This is a genomic window from Micromonospora sp. NBRC 110038 (assembly GCF_020884815.1).
Lineage (GTDB): Bacteria > Actinomycetota > Actinomycetes > Mycobacteriales > Micromonosporaceae > Micromonospora > Micromonospora haikouensis.
The window spans coordinates 806,569-823,186 of the sequence record NZ_BBOL01000003.1; the positions used below are offsets into that span (position 1 = coordinate 806,569).

At 73.7% G+C, this 16,618-nt stretch carries 15 protein-coding genes and 2 pseudogenes; 5 read left to right on the top strand and 12 right to left on the bottom strand.

Annotation, left to right across the window (positions count from 1 at the left end; translation table 11 throughout):
• Nucleotides 1-170: 170 nt before the first annotated feature.
• From LPU61_RS15335 to LPU61_RS15350, 4 genes and pseudogenes are all read right to left on the bottom strand, one after another.
• A pseudogene (locus LPU61_RS15335) lies at nt 171-989 on the bottom strand (LAGLIDADG family homing endonuclease); the annotation flags it as partial.
• Nucleotides 978-1,673: pseudogene (locus LPU61_RS15340) on the bottom strand (PhoH family protein); the annotation flags it as partial. The pseudogenes LPU61_RS15340 and LPU61_RS15335, both read right to left, overlap by 12 nt.
• Before the next feature lie 154 nt (nt 1,674-1,827).
• Entirely contained in the window at nt 1,828-3,168 is a 1,341-nt protein-coding gene (locus LPU61_RS15345; protein WP_374199682.1) for a serine hydrolase domain-containing protein, read from the bottom strand.
• A gap of 148 nt (nt 3,169-3,316) precedes the next feature.
• Nucleotides 3,317-3,667, bottom strand: a complete 351-nt coding sequence (locus LPU61_RS15350) for a histidine triad nucleotide-binding protein (RefSeq protein WP_077938743.1) — start codon at nt 3,665-3,667, stop codon at nt 3,317-3,319.
• A 45-nt stretch (nt 3,668-3,712) separates the two neighbouring features.
• On the opposite strand from LPU61_RS15350, the gene LPU61_RS15355 reads away from it, so the two are divergent.
• Complete coding sequence (locus LPU61_RS15355) at nt 3,713-4,474, top strand: SDR family NAD(P)-dependent oxidoreductase (protein ID WP_229405253.1); 762 nt, start codon at nt 3,713-3,715, stop codon at nt 4,472-4,474.
• A gap of 33 nt (nt 4,475-4,507) precedes the next feature.
• Here the strand turns inward: LPU61_RS15355 and LPU61_RS15360 are convergent, their stop codons facing one another.
• The 3 genes from LPU61_RS15360 to hrcA form a co-directional block, all read right to left on the bottom strand.
• Nucleotides 4,508-5,242, bottom strand: a complete 735-nt coding sequence (locus LPU61_RS15360; protein ID WP_229405254.1) for a 16S rRNA (uracil(1498)-N(3))-methyltransferase — start codon at nt 5,240-5,242, stop codon at nt 4,508-4,510.
• 1 nt (nt 5,243) lies between these two features.
• The gene (gene dnaJ / locus LPU61_RS15365) at nt 5,244-6,389 is read right to left on the bottom strand and encodes a molecular chaperone DnaJ (protein ID WP_229405307.1); all 1,146 of its coding nucleotides are present in this window, start codon (nt 6,387-6,389) and stop codon (nt 5,244-5,246) included.
• 73 nt (nt 6,390-6,462) lie between these two features.
• Complete coding sequence (gene hrcA / locus LPU61_RS15370; protein WP_043966779.1) at nt 6,463-7,485, bottom strand: heat-inducible transcriptional repressor HrcA; 1,023 nt, start codon at nt 7,483-7,485, stop codon at nt 6,463-6,465.
• A 308-nt stretch (nt 7,486-7,793) separates the two neighbouring features.
• Here hrcA and LPU61_RS15375 point away from each other — a divergent pair, with 308 nt between their 5' ends.
• Nucleotides 7,794-8,417: a DUF4870 domain-containing protein gene (locus LPU61_RS15375; RefSeq protein WP_043966777.1), complete on the top strand. Its 624-nt coding sequence runs from the start codon at nt 7,794-7,796 to the stop codon at nt 8,415-8,417.
• A gap of 42 nt (nt 8,418-8,459) precedes the next feature.
• Here the strand turns inward: LPU61_RS15375 and hemW are convergent, their stop codons facing one another.
• A complete protein-coding gene (gene hemW / locus LPU61_RS15380) occupies nt 8,460-9,683 on the bottom strand; it encodes a radical SAM family heme chaperone HemW (RefSeq protein ID WP_229405255.1) in 1,224 nt (407 codons plus the stop codon).
• Nucleotides 9,684-9,702: 19 nt separating this feature from the next.
• Between hemW and LPU61_RS15385 the strand changes: the two genes are divergently transcribed.
• The 3 genes from LPU61_RS15385 (at nt 9,703) to LPU61_RS15395 (ending at nt 12,669) form a co-directional block, all read left to right on the top strand.
• The gene (locus LPU61_RS15385; RefSeq protein WP_043966775.1) at nt 9,703-10,485 is read left to right on the top strand and encodes an enoyl-CoA hydratase-related protein; all 783 of its coding nucleotides are present in this window, start codon (nt 9,703-9,705) and stop codon (nt 10,483-10,485) included.
• A gap of 189 nt (nt 10,486-10,674) precedes the next feature.
• On the top strand, nt 10,675-11,544 hold the full coding sequence (locus LPU61_RS15390; RefSeq protein WP_043969225.1) for a hypothetical protein: 870 nt from the start codon (nt 10,675-10,677) through the stop codon (nt 11,542-11,544).
• Between the two features lie 222 nt (nt 11,545-11,766).
• Nucleotides 11,767-12,669 (top strand): phytanoyl-CoA dioxygenase family protein, encoded by a 903-nt coding sequence (locus tag LPU61_RS15395; RefSeq protein ID WP_228986774.1) that lies wholly within the window; start codon nt 11,767-11,769, stop codon nt 12,667-12,669.
• 97 nt (nt 12,670-12,766) lie between these two features.
• Here LPU61_RS15395 and LPU61_RS15400 read toward each other — a convergent pair whose 3' ends face one another.
• The 4 genes from LPU61_RS15400 to LPU61_RS15415 all read right to left on the bottom strand — a co-directional run bounded on the left by LPU61_RS15400 (nt 12,767) and on the right by LPU61_RS15415 (nt 16,594).
• Entirely contained in the window at nt 12,767-13,411 is a 645-nt protein-coding gene (locus LPU61_RS15400; protein ID WP_229405256.1) for an MOSC domain-containing protein, read from the bottom strand.
• 65 nt (nt 13,412-13,476) lie between these two features.
• A complete protein-coding gene (locus tag LPU61_RS15405; RefSeq protein ID WP_043969224.1) occupies nt 13,477-14,310 on the bottom strand; it encodes a carbohydrate ABC transporter permease in 834 nt (277 codons plus the stop codon).
• A gap of 11 nt (nt 14,311-14,321) precedes the next feature.
• The gene (locus LPU61_RS15410; RefSeq protein ID WP_043966769.1) at nt 14,322-15,308 is read right to left on the bottom strand and encodes a carbohydrate ABC transporter permease; all 987 of its coding nucleotides are present in this window, start codon (nt 15,306-15,308) and stop codon (nt 14,322-14,324) included.
• Nucleotides 15,305-16,594, bottom strand: a complete 1,290-nt coding sequence (locus LPU61_RS15415; RefSeq protein WP_043966767.1) for a sugar ABC transporter substrate-binding protein — start codon at nt 16,592-16,594, stop codon at nt 15,305-15,307. The genes LPU61_RS15410 and LPU61_RS15415 overlap by 4 nt, the downstream gene beginning before the upstream one ends.
• Nucleotides 16,595-16,618: the final 24 nt, after the last annotated feature.

Sequence of the window (16,618 nt, forward strand, 5' to 3'; positions counted from 1 at the left end):
GAGTCGATGAACCGCATCGGCCGGCCACCGCCATGCTCGTCGTACAGCGCACGCTTGCGCGACAGGCGGAACGGCGCGACGCCGGCAGGAAGCCTGATCTCCACGACGTAGGCGTCGGCGCGGTAGGGAACCGGGCGGCCGTTGGCCAGGCCGGGCTTACGCCCCTCGGCCTCCCGGACCCGCCAGGTGGCCACCCCGCCGAGCGACTGGGCCAGGTAGACCACGTCGTCCCGCAGCCGCGGCGACGTCGTCGCGTATTGCACCCGGCAGGTGCGCCCCGCCTGGACGACCGGCCCGCCGTCGGTGTCCAGCAGCCCTTGGAGCACGGCCAGCCGGACGTCGAGGCTGTTGTTCCTGTAGACCTCGGGCACGAACTTGGTGCCCGAGGTCGCCCCGGCCAGGCCCAGTTCACGCAGCACGGCCGTCACCGGGTTGGCGACGATGACCCCGCCCCGGTGGCCGTCGACGTGCCGGAGCACGTAGTCGTACTCGCTCTTGCGGACGAGGGCGATGCCGGGCAGCGCCTCGTCGAGCGCGACGGCCAGCTCCGGGTCCGCGGTGGAGAAGGCCGGCGTCGTGCGGCACGAGATCGAGCCGTCGCCGAGGAGCAGCCCGAGCGCGTACGGGTCGAGCGGAACGTCCTGCGGCGCCAGTTGCACGGGCGCGACGACCGGCAGCTCGTACCGGCGGGTGTGGCCCCGCCACTCCTTGCCGATCATCTCCTGGGTTTCGAGGGTGCGCCGACGCCCGCGCCGCTTGTCGTCGGGCGTGGCGACGGTCCAGAGGTGCTCGCCGCAGGCGAGGGTGGACGCGCCGTCCTGGGTGGTGACCCGGTAGACCTGCTTCGGCCCCTGCGGGTAGACGCCGATCACCGGCGTGGGCGTGCCGTTCGAGCCGATGACCAGGTCACCGACCCGCAGCGACCCGAACGGCCGGAACCCCTCCGGGGTCAGGACCCGCGCGTCGTACGGCTGCGCCCGTCCCCTCATGTATGCCAGGGGCGCGACCTCGATCGTCCCGGCCGCCATCAGCTTCGGGATCGTCTCCGGGTCGAGCATGTCGTGCAGCGCGTCGTAGAGCGGGCGCAGGTAGGGGTCGATCTTCTCGTTGAGCGTGCCGGGCAGGAAGCCCAGCCGCTCCCCCGCCTCGACCGCCGGCCGGGTCAGGATGATCCGGTTGACCTGCTTGGCCTGGAGGGCCTGGACGGCCTTCGCCATCGCCAGGTAGGTCTTGCCGGTGCCGGCGGGGCCGATGCCGAAGACGATGGTGTGCGCGTCGATCGCGTCGACGTACTTCTTCTGCCCGAGCGTCTTGGGGCGGATGGTGCGCCCGCGCCGGGAGAGGATGTTGAGCGTCAGGACCTCGGCGGGCCGCTCGGTGCCGCCCTGTTCCAGCATCCCGACGGTGCGCCGCACGGCGTCAGTGGTCAGGGTCTCGCCTTTCTCGATCAGTTCGAGCAGCTCGCTGAAGAGGCGCTCGGCGATGGCGTTGTCCGCCGGGGCACCGGTGATGGTGATCTCGTTGCCGCGGACGTGCACGTCGCTGTCGACCGAACGCTCGACGAGTCGCAGGATCTCGTCGCCCGCGCCCAGCAGGTTGACCATGATCTTCGAGTCGGGGACGGTGATCCTGGTCTGCACCCGGGGCGGGCCGGGAGGTGGGGTGCCGGTCATGGGTCGGGCCGAGGGGCCCTGCGCACCTGCTCTCGATCTCGGCGCCGGGCCCTGCTGGCGCGGCGATCGGACGTTACCCCCATCGTAACGTTTCCCGCGCGGCGGCACCTCGCCCATTTCCCCCGGCCGCCGGCCTGCCGGCCTGGCCGGGGCGTCAGCGCCGGAAGTCGTACCCGTCGAAGGTCTCCTGCCCCCGGGTGAAGCGGTACGTCGCCCAGTGCAGCCGGACCACCGCCCCGGTCGCGTCCCGGGTCAGCCGCAGCAGCTCGCCGGCCTCCCGCCCGGAGACGGTGCGGAACACGTCCGGCCGGTCCGGCAGCGGGGCGAAGACCGCCGGGGGCTTCCCCGCCGGGTCTCCCGCGCTGCGGGCCTGCAGCGTGCCGTCGTGCCAGCTGAAGACGGACTCGAAGCCCTCGCCCCACCAGCGGCCCAGCATCCCGCGCAGGTGCTCCGGGGCCGGCGGGCCCGGCCGCCACGGCTCGACGTCGGCCGGGTCGTGCTCGACGGCGGCGGCGAGCAGCCGGTGCGGCAGCTCCATGACCTGCACGCCGGTCCCGGACGACCCGAGCACCGCCGCGCCCATCGCCCCGGGGGTGCCGTCGCCGCCCCGGCGGCCGTAGACGGCGGCGAGGAAGCCGGGCATCGCCCCGTCGTGGCCGACGTGCACGACCCGTTCCCCCTGCGGCAGCAGGATCAGCCCCAGCCCGAAGCCGGCCCCCCAGACCGTCTCGTCGGTGACGGTCAGCGGCCAGCGCATCTCGTCGAGCGTCGCCGGGGCGAGCACCGCGCCGGTGGGGTCGAGCGCCGCCGGGTCGGCCAGGAACGCCGCCCAGCGGGCCATGTCGGTGGCGGTGCTCCACAGCTGCCCGGCCGGGCCGACCGCGGCGAAGTCGGTGGGCGGCTCGGGGTGCGCCTCGTCGGAGTACGCGTCGACGAGGAACCCGGTGGCCGCCGCCGGGCCCGGCCGGTCGGTGGTGGCGGTCAGGCCGAGCGGGGTGAGCACCCGGTCGGCGAGCACCTCGGCCCAGGTGCCGCCGCGCAGCCGGGCGACGAGCTGGCCGAGCACGGCCATGCCGAGGTTGGAGTAGTGGAAGCGGCGGGCCGGCGGCAGCACCCGCTCGGCGCGGGCCAGGTCGGCCAGCAGCTCGTCCGCCCCGGGGGCGAGCAGGGTGTCCCAGACGTCGCCGTGCGGCTCCCGTTGCAGGCCGGAGGTGTGCGACAGCAGCCGGCGTACGGTCAGCTCGCCGTGTGCGGGCACGTCGAGGTGCGCGCCGACGGGGTCGTCGAGGTCGAGCAGGCCGGCGTCGCGGCACTGCATGACCAGCACGGCGGTGAACGTCTTGGTGACCGAGCCGATCCGGAACAGCGTCTGCGGGCCGAGCGCCGTGTCGTTGCCGGTGCCGCCGGCCTCGCAGGTCCAGAGCGGGCGGTCCGCCCGGTGCAGGGCCGCCGCGACCGCCGGCACCCGCCCCTCGGCCTGGACCCGCCGCACCATCCGCCCGAGCCGTTCGTCGATTCCACTCACGCCCGCAGTGTAAGGAGGGGCCCCTTGCTAACGCATTCCGTATAGGAAGGGCCCCTTCCTAACACCTCGGCGCGGGACGCGCCCGCGACGGACGCCCGCGCGGGACGCGCCCGCCCCCTCAGCGGCAGAGCATCGGGCCCAGCGGCGCGCCGCCGAGCACGTGCGCGTGCACGTGGAAGACCTCCTGGCCGCCGTACGCCCCGGTGTTGAACATCAGCCGGAAGCCGTCGCCGAGCAGCCCCTCGTCCTCGGCCACGGCGGCGGCCGTGGCCAGCAGCTCACCGGCGAGCGCCGGGTCGCCCTGGCCGAGGGTCGCCACGTCGGCGTAGTGCTCCTTGGGGATGACCAGCACGTGCACCGGGGCCTTCGGGTCGATGTCGCGGAAGGCGAGGGTGGTGTCGGTCTCCCGGACGACGGTGGCCGGGATCTCCCCGGCGACGATGCGGCAGAACAGGCAGTCGGATCCCATCGGGGCATGGTAAGTGGTGCCGGACGGCTGGGGCATGATGGCCGCGTGACTTCACGGGCGGTGCTGGTGACGGGGGCCTCGCGGGGCATCGGGCGCGCGGTGGCGGCGCGGTTCGCGGCGGGCGGGGACCGGGTGGCGATCCACCACAGGGGCTCCGGGGAGCTGGCCGAGCGGCTGCGCGCGGAGCTGCCGGGCGACGGCCACGTCGTGGTCCGCGCGGACCTGGCCGACCCCGAGGCGGTACGGGTGATGGTCGACGACGCGGCGGCCCGCCTCGGCGGGCTGGACGTGCTGGTCAACAACGCCGGAGTGTACGGCGAGCGGAACGCCCCGCACCCGGTCTTCGGCGCGTCCTACGCCGACTGGCAGCGGCGCTGGCGGCAGGTGCTGGAGACCAACCTGACCGGGGCGGCCAACGTGACCTGGTGCGCGGCCCAGCACATGCGCGGGCGGGGCGGGCGGATCGTCAACGTCTCGTCGCGGGGCGCGTTCCGGGGCGAGCCGGAGCAGCCGGCGTACGGGGCGAGCAAGGCGGGGCTCAACGCGCTCGGCCAGTCCCTCGCGGTGGCCCTGGCCCCGTACGGCATCGCGGTCGCGACGGTGGCCCCCGGCTTCGTGGAGACCGACATGACCACGGAGCACCTGGCCGGTGAGGGCGGCGCGGCGATCCGGGCGCAGAGCCCGTTCGGCCGGGTGGCCCGCCCGGAGGAGATCGCGGCGGCGGTCCACTGGCTGGCGTCGGCGGAGGCGGAGTGGGCCTCCGGCACGATCGTCGACCTCAACGGCGCGTCCTACCTGCGCACCTGACCGGAGCGGCAGGTCACCGGCAGGACAGGCGGGTCACCAGCGGGACAGGCGGGTGGCCAGGACGCAGAGGGCGGCGACGCCCGCCGTGGAGGTGCGCAGCACGTGCGGGCCGAGGCGCACCGGGCGGGCGCCGGCCTGGGTGAACGCGGTCACCTCCGCGTCGGTGATGCCGCCCTCCGGGCCGACGACCAGCACGATCTCGCCCGCATCGGGCAGCTTGGCGGCGGTCAGCGGCTCCTGCGCCTCCTCGTGCAGGACGAACGCGGCGGCGGCCCCCGCGATCCGGCGGGCCACCGTGGCCGTGGACTCGTCGGGGGCGCCGGCCACCACCGGCAGCCACGCCCGGCGGGCCTGCTTCGCCGCCTCCCGGGCCGTCGCCGCCCACTTCTCCCGGGCCCGTACGCCCCGGTCGCCGCGCCACTGCGCCACCGAGCGGGCCGCCGCCCAGGGCACGATCTCGTCGACGCCGACCTCGGTCATCGCCTGCACGGCCAGCTCGCCCCGGTCGCCCTTGGCGATGCCCTGCACCACGACGAGCCGGGGGACGGGCGCGTCGACGTATCCCCGGGAGGTGACCCGCAGGTCGAGGGTGCCCCTGCCGACGGCGGTGACCACGGCGGCGGCGGTGCCGCCCCGGCCGTCGGCCAGCAGCAGCTCCTCGCCGGTGCGCAGCCGCTGGACGGTGGCCGCGTGGTGCCCCTCCGGGCCGCCGAGGGTCAGCGAGTCGCCGGTGGGCAGCGCGTCGACCAGGAACAGCGGCGCCGACACCTCAGGCGTGCCCGTTGAAGGCGTCGCGCATCCGGGAGAAGAAGCCGCCCTGCTTGCTCAGCTCGGCGACCTCCTCGCCCCGGGTCTTGGCGAAGTCGCGCAGCATCTTCTCCTGGTCGGCGTCGAGCTTGGTCGGGGTGCGCACGTCGAGGTGGACGTAGAGGTCGCCCCGGCCGGTGCCGCGCAGGTGCGGCACGCCCCGGGCGCGCAGCCGCAGGGTGCTGCCCGGCTGGGTGCCGGCCTTGACGTCGACCGTCTCCTCGCTGTCGAGGGTCTTGATCGTCAGCCGGGTGCCGAGCGCGGCGGCGGTCATCGGGACGGTGACCCGGCAGTGCAGGTCGTCGCCCTTGCGGGAGTAGACGTCGTGCGGGCGCTCGTGGATCTCGACGTAGAGGTCGCCGGCGGTGCCGCCGCCCGGGCCGACCTCGCCCTGCTGGGCGAGCCGGATGCGCATGCCGTCCTCGACCCCGGCGGGGATCTTGACGGTCAGCGAGCGGCGGGTGCGCACCCGCCCGTCGCCGGTGCAGGTCGGGCAGGGGTGCGGGATGGTGGTGCCGTAGCCCTGGCAGACCGTGCACGGCCGGGCGGAGACCACCTGGCCGAGGAAGGTGCGCTGCACCGACTGGACCTCGCCCCGGCCGCCGCACGCCTCGCAGGTGGCCAGGTGGGTGCCGGCCGCCGTGCCCGCCCCGGAGCAGGTGGTGCAGAGCACCGCCGTGTCGACGGTGATGGGGGCCTCGACGCCGAACGCCGTCTCGTTCAGGTCCAGCTCCAGGCGCAGGATCGCGTCCGCGCCGGGCCGGGTGCGCGGGCGCGGGCCCCGGGAGCCGCCGGCCGCGCCGCCGAAGAAGGCGTCCATGATGTCCTGGAAGCCGACGAACGGGCCGGCCCCGCCGGGCCCGCCCGGGCCGCCCATGCCACCGCCCCCGGGGGCGAGGGGGTCGCCGCCGAGGTCGACGATCTGCCGTTTCCGGTCGTCCGAGAGGACCTCGTACGCGGCGTTGATGTCCTTGAACTTCTCCTGTGCCTCCGGGTCCGGATTGACGTCCGGGTGGAACTGCCGCGCCAGCTTGCGGTAGGCGCGCTTGATCTCGTCGTCGGAGGCCTCCCGGCTCACGCCGAGGATGCCGTAGTAGTCCCTGGCCACTGCGTCCCGTGTCCTCATGTTCTTGTCGCGTTGCGCCGGTCGTCGGCCGGAGCCGGCCGTCGGCCCTGACTGGTCAGTTCTGGGCCAGCAGCTCGCCCACGTAGCGTGCCACGGCCCGCACCGTGGCGATGGTGCCGGGGTAGTCCATCCGGGTGGGGCCGACCACGCCCAGTCCGCCGAGCGCGGTCGCCCCCGGGCCGTAGCCGGTGCTCACCACCGAGGCGGCCCGCAGGTTGTCGATCTCGTTCTCGTCGCCGATCAGCACGCGGGTGGTGGTCGACTCGGCCTCGCCGATCAGCTTGAGCATCACCACCTCCTCCTCCAGCGCCTCCAGGATGGGCCGCAGGGACCCCTGGAAGTCGAGCAGGCCGCCCCGGGTCAGGTTGGCGGTGCCGGCCAGGGCGATGCGCTCCTCGTGCCGCTCGACCAGCGTCTCCAGCAGCACGGTGGAGAGCGTGGTCATGGTGCCGCGCAGGTGCGGGCTCGACTCCTCGACCAGCGCCTGCACCAGCGGCGGGGTCTCCGACAGCCGGCTGCCGACGAGCTTCTCGTTGACCAGCCGGCGCAGGTCGGTGACGTCGTCGGCGCTCACCGGCGCGGGCAGCTCGACCAGCCGCTGCTCGACCCGGCCGGTGTCGGCGATCATCACCAGCATCAGCCGGGTGGTGGAGATCGGCACCAGCTCCAGGTGCCGCACCGAGGAGCGGGCGAGCGAAGGATATTGCACCACGGCGACCTGCCGGGTGAGCTGCGCCAGCAGCCGCACCGTGCGGTGCACCACGTCGTCGAGGTCGACCGCGCCCACCAGGAAGCGCTCGATCGCCCGGCGCTCGGCCGGGCTGAGCGGCTTGACGCGGGACAGCCGGTCGACGAAGAGGCGGTAGCCCCGGTCGGTGGGGACCCGTCCGGCGCTGGTGTGCGGCTGCCGGATGTAGCCTTCCTCCTCCAGCACCGCCATGTCGTTGCGCACCGTCGCGGGGGAGACGCCGAGCTGGTGCCGCTCGACCAGCGCCTTGCTGCCGACCGGCTCCTGGGTGGCGACGTAGTCCTCGACGATCGCGCGGAGCACGGCGAGCTTGCGGTCGTCCAGACCCACCCTGCCACCTCCTGTCGCATGTCGGGCCGGCGGCGCGGCGGCACCGCAGGTCGGCGCTCCGCCGGTGCGTCGCCGCCTGGCACTCGACTGTAACGAGTGCCAGTCTACGTCGGCTGCCCCGTGCTGGGTAAGATCAACGACGGACCGCGGGTGCGGCGACCGCCGCGCGGGAGCACGGCCGGGCGCGCGCCGACCGGTCGACGGCCGCCCGGTGCGGGCCGTCGCCTGCGTGCGCGGGCCGAACATCCGCCGCTTCGCGGCGGTGTCGCTCTGGTGCCCGCTTGCCCGCAACCCCTACCGTGACGTGCATGACTGAACCACCTCGCCCTCCCGGATCGGGCGACCCCGGCGGCTACCCGCCGGAGCCGAACCCGTCGGCACCGTACGGCTCGCCGGGGCACGAGCCCCCCACCGCACCACTGTCCGGGGCCCCCGGGGCGGGCGGCTATCCCCCGCCCGGTGGCTATCCGCCGCCCACCGGTGACCAGCCGCCGTCGGCCGGCTACCCGCCACCCGGTGGCGGCTTCCCCCCGCCCGGTGGCGGATATCCGACCGGCGGCGCGTACGGCCCGCCCTCCGGCGGCTACGCCAACAACGAGGACAAGACCTGGGTCCTGGTCGCCCACTTCGGCGGCGCGGCGGGGATGTTCCTCGGCGGTGGCGTGCTCGGCTGGCTCGCGCCGCTGATCGCCCTGCTCGCCCGGGGCAACCAGTCGCCGACGGTCCGCGCCCACGCGGTTGCGGCGCTGAACTTCCAGCTCCTCTGGTCGGTCATCGCCCTGATCGGCTGGATCCTCACCTGCATCCTGGTGGGGCTCCTGATCGGGTTCGGCGCCATGATCGTCGGCATCATCTTCGGCATCGTCGCCGGCATCAAGGCGAACGAGGGCAGCCCCTACCGCTACCCGATGACCGTCAACCTGATCAAGTGACCCCCGACCGGCCGCTCCCCCGGCCGGTCGGGGCCACCCCCGTCAGGGCAGCAGGTCGCGCACGACCGCGTCGGCCAGCAGCCGGCCGCGCAGCGTGAGCACCGCCCGGCCCGCCGCGTAGCCGGCCGGGTCGAGCAGGCCGTCGGCGAGGGCCCGCCGGGCCCCGGCGCGGCCCGCGTCGTCCAGCACGGCCAGCGGCAGCCCCGAGGCGAGCCGCAGCCGCAGCATGACGTCCTCCGTGTGGGCCTCGTCGGGCGTGAGCACCTCCCGGGCCAGGCCGGGCGACTCCCCCGCCGCCAGGCGCTTCGCGTACGCGGCCGGGTGCTTGACGTTCCACCAGCGCACACCGCCGACGTGGCTGTGCGCCCCCGGCCCGAGGCCCCACCAGTCGCCGCCGTTCCAGTAGAGCAGGTTGTGCCGGCACCGACCGGCCGGCGTGCGGGCCCAGTTGGACACCTCGTACCAGGAGAAACCGGCCGCGTCGAGGGCGGCCTCCGCGGCCAGGTAACGGTCCGCCGCCACGTCGTCGGAGGGGTACGGCAGCTCGCCGCGCCGCATCCGCGCGGCCAGCCGGGTGCCGTCCTCCACGATCAGGGCGTACGCGCTGACGTGGTCCACCCCGGCGGCCACCACCTGCGCCAGGGACGCGGCGAAGTCGTCGGCGCTCTCCCCCGGCGTACCGTAGATCAGGTCGAGGTTGACGTGGTCGAACCCGGCGTCGCGGGCCTCCCGGGCGGCCTCGGTGGCCCGGCCGGCGCGGTGCCGGCGGTCGAGGATCGCCAGCACCCCCGGCGCGGCCGACTGCATGCCCAGCGAGATCCGGGTGTACCCGGCGGCCCGCAGGGTCTTCAGCGACTCCGGGGTCACCGACTCGGGGTTGGCCTCGGTGGTCACCTCCGCGTCGGCCGCCAGCCCCCAGGCGCGGTCGATGCCGTCGAGGATGCGGGCCAGGTCGTCGGCGGGCAGCAGGGTGGGGGTGCCGCCGCCGACGAACACGGTGTCGACCCGCGGCGGCGGGGCGTCGCCGAGCACCCGGGCGGCCAGCGCCAGCTCGGTGAGCACCGTGTCGGCGTACCCCTCGCGGCTCGCCCCGCCGCCCAGCTCGTCGGCGGTGTAGGTGTTGAAGTCGCAGTAGCCGCAGCGGCTGGCGCAGAACGGCACGTGCACGTACACGCCGAAGCCGCGCGCGCCGACGGCGCGGGTCGCGGTGGCGGGCAGCGAGCCGTCGGCCGGGACGGGCTCGCCTTCTGGAAGGACGCCGGGCATGGCCACTAGTGTGCCCGGCATGACCTCCACCGCCGCGCTCGTGCGGGTCGCCACGGCCCGTGGGGTGACCACCCTCACCCTGGACAGCCCGCACAACCGCAACGCGCTCTCCACGCCGCTGATGACCGAGCTGCTGGCCGGGCTGGCCGCCGCCGTGGCCGACGACGCGGTCCGGGTGGTGGTGCTCGACCACACCGGCCCCGTCTTCTGCTCCGGCGCCGACCTGAAGGAGACCGCCGCCGCGTACGCCAGCGGCACGGTCCCGGCCGGGATGCTCGGCGACGTGCTCGCGGCGGTCTGGGAGTGCCCGAAGCCGGTGGTGGCCCGGGTCGCCGGGCCCGCGCGGGCCGGCGGGCTGGGCCTGATCGCGGCGGCCGACCTGGCGATCTGCGCGCAGGAGGCGACGTTCGCGTTCACGGAGGTGCGGATCGGGGTGATCCCGGCGGTGATCTCGGCGACCGTGCTGCCCCGGCTGGCGCCCCGGGCCGCCGCCGAGCTGTACCTCACCGGCGACACCTTCGACGGGCGGCGGGCCGCCGAGATCGGGCTGGTCACCTCGGCGGTGCCGGCGGACGCGCTGGACGCGGCGGTGGCGCGGGCCTGCGCCTCGCTGGTGCGGGGGGCGCCGAACGCGCTGGCCGGGGCCAAGGAGCTGCTGCGCCGCCCGCCGGCGGCCGACCTGCGGGCCGGGGTCGCCGAGCTGGCCGCCCTGTCGACCGGGTTCTTCCTGTCCGACGAGGGGCGCGAGGGCGTGCTGGCGTTCCGGGAGAAGCGCGACGCGAGCTGGGTGCCGACGGACTGACCGGTTCCCGGGCCGGCCGGTCGACCGGCGGGCCGGCCGAGCGGTTCCCGGTCGGCCGACGGTTTCCGGGCCGGGGCGCGGGGAAGGCGGACACGCATCGCGGCCGACCCGCCACGGAACGGAGCGAATCGGTCGGACGGGCCGGACGGCGGCGGGGACGTACTCTTGGCGGACGCCGTCGAACAGGGGGTGCGGGTGCGAAGTCGGGCAGTCGTCGCGACCGGTGTCGTCGTCGCCGTGATCGCCGTGGTGGGGATCTGGCTCGTCGTCCGGCAGGCCGGCGGGCAGCTACGCCTGCCGCTGTCCCTGACCAGCCGCACCTGCACGGTGCAGGCCGACGGCCAGGTGCGCCTGGACGCCGACCAGATGGCCAACGCCGCCACGATCGCCGCCATCGGCGTCCAGCGGAAGATGCCCGAGCGGGCCGTGGTGGTCGCCCTCGCGACGGCCTACCAGGAGTCCGGGCTGCGCAACCTCCCCGACGGCGACCGGGACTCGCTGGGCCTGTTCCAGCAGCGGCCGAGCCAGGGCTGGGGCACCGAGGCGCAGATCGCCGACCCCCGGTACGCGACCCGGAAGTTCTACGCCGCGCTCAAGCGGGTGCGCGGCTGGGAGAAGATGCGGGTCACCGACGCGGCGCAGAAGGTGCAGCGCTCGGCGTTCCCCGAGGCGTACCAGAAGTGGGCGGACGAGTCGGAGGTGCTGACCCGGGCGCTGCTCGGCGAGGCGACCGGCGCGGTGGCCTGCACGGTCGGCGCGACGCCGGTGATGCGGGGCGCGGCCGCCGCCGCCGCGCTGACCCGGGGCCTGAGCCTTGATTGGGGGCTGCCGGAGGCGGCGTCCCCGGCCGAGCTGACCGGCCTCGCGGTGCCGGCCGACGACCGGCGCGACGGCTGGCGGTACGCGCACTGGCTGGTCTCGCACGCCTCCGACCACGGCGTGAAGCGGGTACGCTTCGCCGGCCTGGAGTGGACCGCGAAGGCCGGCACCTGGAGCCGGGTGGGCGACGCCCCGGCGAACGACGGCGAGGTGCTCGCCGAGGTCTTCGCCGACGCCTGAGCGGCCTCGATTCTCCACACCGACGGTTACCGCACAATCCTCCATATCCGGCGAAAGCCGCCGAAGAAGCGCCTGATCTCACCCTCCGTACCCAGACGGGTGCCAACTGTCCGGCCGCTCCCCCGCACCGTCGGGCGCGCTCCGCACCCGAGCGCGCGGGCGCAGTAGCATCGGCGTCCTGTGCCAGAAATGGTTTCACCTCATGGGGAGGGGTACGACGCGGTGTTCGATTACGACGGCCGGACCGGCTACGAACCGATCAGCGACACCGACCGCAAGGAGTTCCACGAGCAGGGCTTCCTCCTGCTGCGGAACGTGCTGACGGAGGACCACCGGGCCGCCCTGGAGGAGGCCGTCGACCGCGTGTACGCGGAGGAGAAGGCCAAGGGCAACACCACCAAGGACGGCACCCTGCACCTGCTGGGCTTCCTGGAGCGCGACGAGCTCTTCGGCCAGCTGCTGACCCACCCGATCGCCTTCCCGTACATGTGGGGGCTGGCCGGCTGGAACATCTACACCCACCACAACCACCTCGACGTCACCCCGCCGGCGCTGGAGCCGGAGAAGCCGTACTGGGGGTGGCACCAGGACGGGTACCGGCAGAACTCCGACCCGGAGACGATGGACCCGAACCTGCCCCGGCCGATGTTCTCGCTGAAGGTGGCGTACGTGCTCTCCGACCTGTCGGAGACCGGCCGCGGCGCGACCAAGGTGATCCCGGGCAGCCACCTGTGGAACTCGCTGCCCCGCCCGGCGGACCTGACGGTGCACAACCCGGACCCGGAGGGCACGGTGGAGATCACCGCGAACCCGGGCGACGCGTTCATCTTCGACCGCCGCCAGTGGCACTCCCGGTCGACGAACCTGTCGAACATCACCCGCAAGATGCTCTTCGTCGGCTACACGTACCGGTGGATCCGGCCGCTGGACGAGCTGCACATCGACACCGACGGCGAGTGGTGGGCCAACCGCACGCCGGTGCAGCGCCAGCTCTGCGGCGAGGGCACCCACACCGCCAACTACTGGGGCATCAACTGGAACGGGTACATCGACGACGAGATCCCGCTGCGCAAGGAGCTCAAGGAGCGCGGCCTGCTCGACCGCAGCATCCCCTGGCTCCGCTGACGGTGTAAGGAAGGGCCCCCTGTTGACGCATTCCGCATAGCAGGGGGCCCTTGTTAACACCTGGGCACGGCGATCGGCGGCGGGGCCGCCGGGGCCCTCAGGCGTCGGGCGTGGCGAGCCGGCGCGCGACCTTCCGCCGCAGCGGCTCGGGCAGCTCGGGGACGTCGAGCAGCCGGGGCAGCAGCTCCGGTTCGAGGGTGCTCGCCCGGAACACCTCGCCGACGGTCACGCCGTGCGCCGGCCGCTCTACCACCTCCACCGGGTCGCCCGCGCCGACCTCGCCCTCCCGCAGCACCCGCAGGTACGCCCCCGGGGCGGCGCGCACCGTGAACCGCTTGATCAGATCCGGCACGCCCCAGAACCCGGCGAACGTCCGGCACGGCGTGCGCGGCTTGGTGACCTCCAGCAGGGCCGACCCGATCTGCCACCGCTCGCCGACGACCGCCCCGGTCACGTCCACCGCGTACGTGGTCAGGTTCTCGCCGAAGGCACCCGGCCGGATGTCGCGGCCCAGCTCGGCCGCCCACCACGCGGCGTCCTCCTCGGCGTACGCGTAGACGATCTGGTCGGGGCCCCCGTGGTGGGCCCGTTCGCCGATGAAGTCGCCGGCCACCCCGTCGACGCGCAGCAGCACCGGCCCGTCCACCGGCCGCTTGTCGATCCCGCTGCGGCCGCTCGCGTCGCCCGCCCACTCCGCCTCGGTCACCACGCCGAGGTTCACCGTCACCAGCCTGCCCGTCATGGCGACAGCCTACGGCGGCATCGCGGCCCGCCGATGCCCCGCCCGGCGCCGCCCCTCCGCGCGCCTCAGCCCTTGACGGCGCCCGCCACCAGGCCGGAGACCATCCGGCGCTGCACCAGCAGGAAGAAGACGATCACCGGCAGCGTGAACAGCGTCGAGGCGGCCATCACCGGCCCCCAGGCGGTGTCGTCGCGGCCGAAGAAGAACGTCATCGCCACGGGCAGGGTGTAGCGGTCCTGGTCGTTGACGAAGGTCAGCGCGAAGATCAACTCGTTCCAGGCGGTGATGAAGGAGAAGATGCTCGTGGCCACCAGGCCCGGCGCGACCAGCGGGAACAGGACGCGGCGGAAGGTCTGGGCGCGGCTCGCGCCGTCGATCGCCGCGGCCTCCTCCAGCTCCTTGGGCACGGCGGCCACGAAGCCGCGCAGCATCCAGACCGCGAACGGCAGCGAGAAGCCGAGGTACGTCAGGACCAGGCTGGGCAGCGTGTTGTAGAGGCCCAGCCGCTGGATCATCAGGAACAGCGGGATGACCAGGGCCTCCAGCGGGATCATCTGCACCACCAGCAGCATGATCAGGAAGCTGGTGCGCAGCTTGAACCGGAACCGGGCCACCGCCGTCGCGGCGAGCAGCGCGACCAGGCCGCTGAGCACCACGGTCGACACCGCCACGAGCACGGAGTTGAGGAAGAAGTCCAGGAACGTGACGCCGGGGATGAGGTTGCCGGTGAGGATCTCCCGGTAGTGCTCCAGCGTCGGCGCGGTCGGCACCGGCCGGGGCGTGGCCGAGAAGATCTCCCGGTTGGGCTTGAGCGACGTCGCGATCATCCAGTAGACGGGGAACGCCGCGAAGAGCGCCACCAGCAGGCCCGCCCCGTTGAGGGCGACCCGCTTCACCACCGCGCCGCGCTTCACGCGTCCTCCTCCTGCTTGAGCACCATCCGCACGTAGAGGCCGGTCACCACCAGCAGGATCAGCGTGAGGATGACGGCGATCGCCGCGCCCAGGCCGTACTTGGGGGGCGGGGAGAACGCCTCGGCGTACGAGTAGATCGACAGCATGAACGTCGGCCGGTCCTGGGTGCCGCCGGCCAGCACGAACTGCTGGGTGAACACCTTGAAGTCCCAGATCGTGGAGAGCACCACGAGGATGCCGAAGACGGGCCGCAGCAGCGGGAAGGTGATCTTCCAGAAGACCTTCCACGGGCCGGCCCCGTCGACCCGGGCTGCCTCGTGCAGCTCGCTCGGCACGCTCTTCAGCCCCGCCAGCACGCTCACCGCGATGAACGGGAACGAGTGCCAGACCACCACGAGGGTGAGGATCGAGAAGAACATCAGCGGCGAGTTGAACCAGCCGTACCCGGTCCAGTCGGCGCGGCCGAACAACGCGTTCGACAGCCCGTCGGGCAGGGCGTTGAACAGCCAGGTCACCAGGCCCGAGGTGTCGTCGAACAGCCACTTCCACACGATGGTGCCGGTCAGCGCCGGGGTGGCCCAGGCCAGCATCACGCAGCTGGCGACGAAGGTGGCCATCCGCCGGCCGAGCCGGTTGAGCAGCAGCCCGACCAGCGTGCCGAGGATCATCGTGAGGACGACGTTGGCTGCGGCGAAGAGCACGGTGTTGCGCAGCACCGTACGGAAGAACGGGTCGCCGAGGATCTCGGCGTAGTTGCCGAGCCCGACCCACGGCCAGTCCCGGTCGCCGCGCAGTTGCCGGACGTTGTCGAGCCGGAAGAAGGACATCGCCACGACCTGGCCGAGCGGCCACAGCAGCAGCACGCCGATGATCGCCAGGCAGGGCAGGAGCAGCAGGTAGGGCAGGCGGTCGACCCGGCGACGCCGCCGCGCGGGGGTCTCCCGTGCGGCGGGCGTCTCCGGCGCCTGGGTCAGCGTGGTCACTTCGCGTTGAGGATGCTTTCCATCTCGGCGGCCGCGTCGGCGGTGGCCTGCTCGACCGTCTTCTGACCCTTGATGACCGAGCTGTTCATAGCCTGGGTCACCGTCTTGGTGCGGCTGACCTCGACCCACTTCGGGGTGAGCGGGGTCAGCCTGGTGTTCTGCAACGAGGTGGCGAACGCGGCCATGATCTTGTCGTTGGCGTACTCGCCACCGCCGACGAGGTCGGAGTAGACCGGGAAGAAGCCGAGGCTGCTGGCGAACTCCTTGTCCTTCTGCTTGCTCAGCAGCACGGTCAGGTAGTCCCAGGCGAGGTCCTGCTTCTTGCTGTCCTGCCACAGGGCGATGTCCGAGCCGCCGGCGAAGGCCGGGGCCGGCTTGCCGTCCGGGCCGGGGATGGGGAAGGTGCCCCAGACCTTCTCGATCTCGGGGTTGTCCTTCTTGATGGCGCCGGCCTGCCAGCTACCGGCGAAGGCCATCGCCGCCTTGCCGGTGGCGAACTGGGTGCGGGCGTCGATCTCGTTCCACCCGGCGGCGGCGGGCGGGGCGACCTTGTGCACGGTGACGAGGTCGGTCCAGAACTTGACCGCCTGCTGCGCCTGCGGGCTGGTGTAGCCGGACTTCCAGGTGTCGCCCTGCTGGGTGGCGATCTCGCCGCCCGCGCCCCAGAGGAAGGAGTAGAAGGGCAGCTCCGAGTTGCCCGGCAGCGCGATGCCGTAGGTGCCCGGCTTCTTGGCCTGCACGGCCTTGGCGGCGGCGACCAGCTCGTCCCAGTTCGTCGGCGGCTTGACGCCGGCCTCGGCGAACCAGTCGGTGCGGTAGTACAGGGCGCGCACGCCGGCGTACCACGGCACGCCGTACTGCTTGCCGTCGAGCTGGGCGTTGCGGACGAGGTCGGGCAGGATGTCCTTGCCCTCGGGCCAGGCGGCGAACTTGGCGGTGACGTCGGCGAGCGCCTCCTGGGCGGCCCAGCCCTGCGTCTCGGTGTTGCCGAGCTCGGTCACGTCGGGGCCTTCGCCGCCGGCGAGGGCCGCCTGGAACTTCTTCGGCGCCTCGAGCCAGGGGATGTACTGGACGACGACGTCGGTGTCGGGGTGCTTCTTCTTGAACTCGGCCTCGACGCCGTCGAGGAACGCCGTCTGCGCCTCGCTGCCCTCGCCCATCATCCAGACGGTCAGCTTGCTGTTGTCGGCGGCCTCGTCGTCGCCCGAGCCGCCGCAGCCGGCGAGCACCATCGCGGCCGACGCCACCACGGCGGTGACCGGGGCCAGCCGTTTCCACCTGTTCACGCCACATCTCCCTCGCGCCGTCCT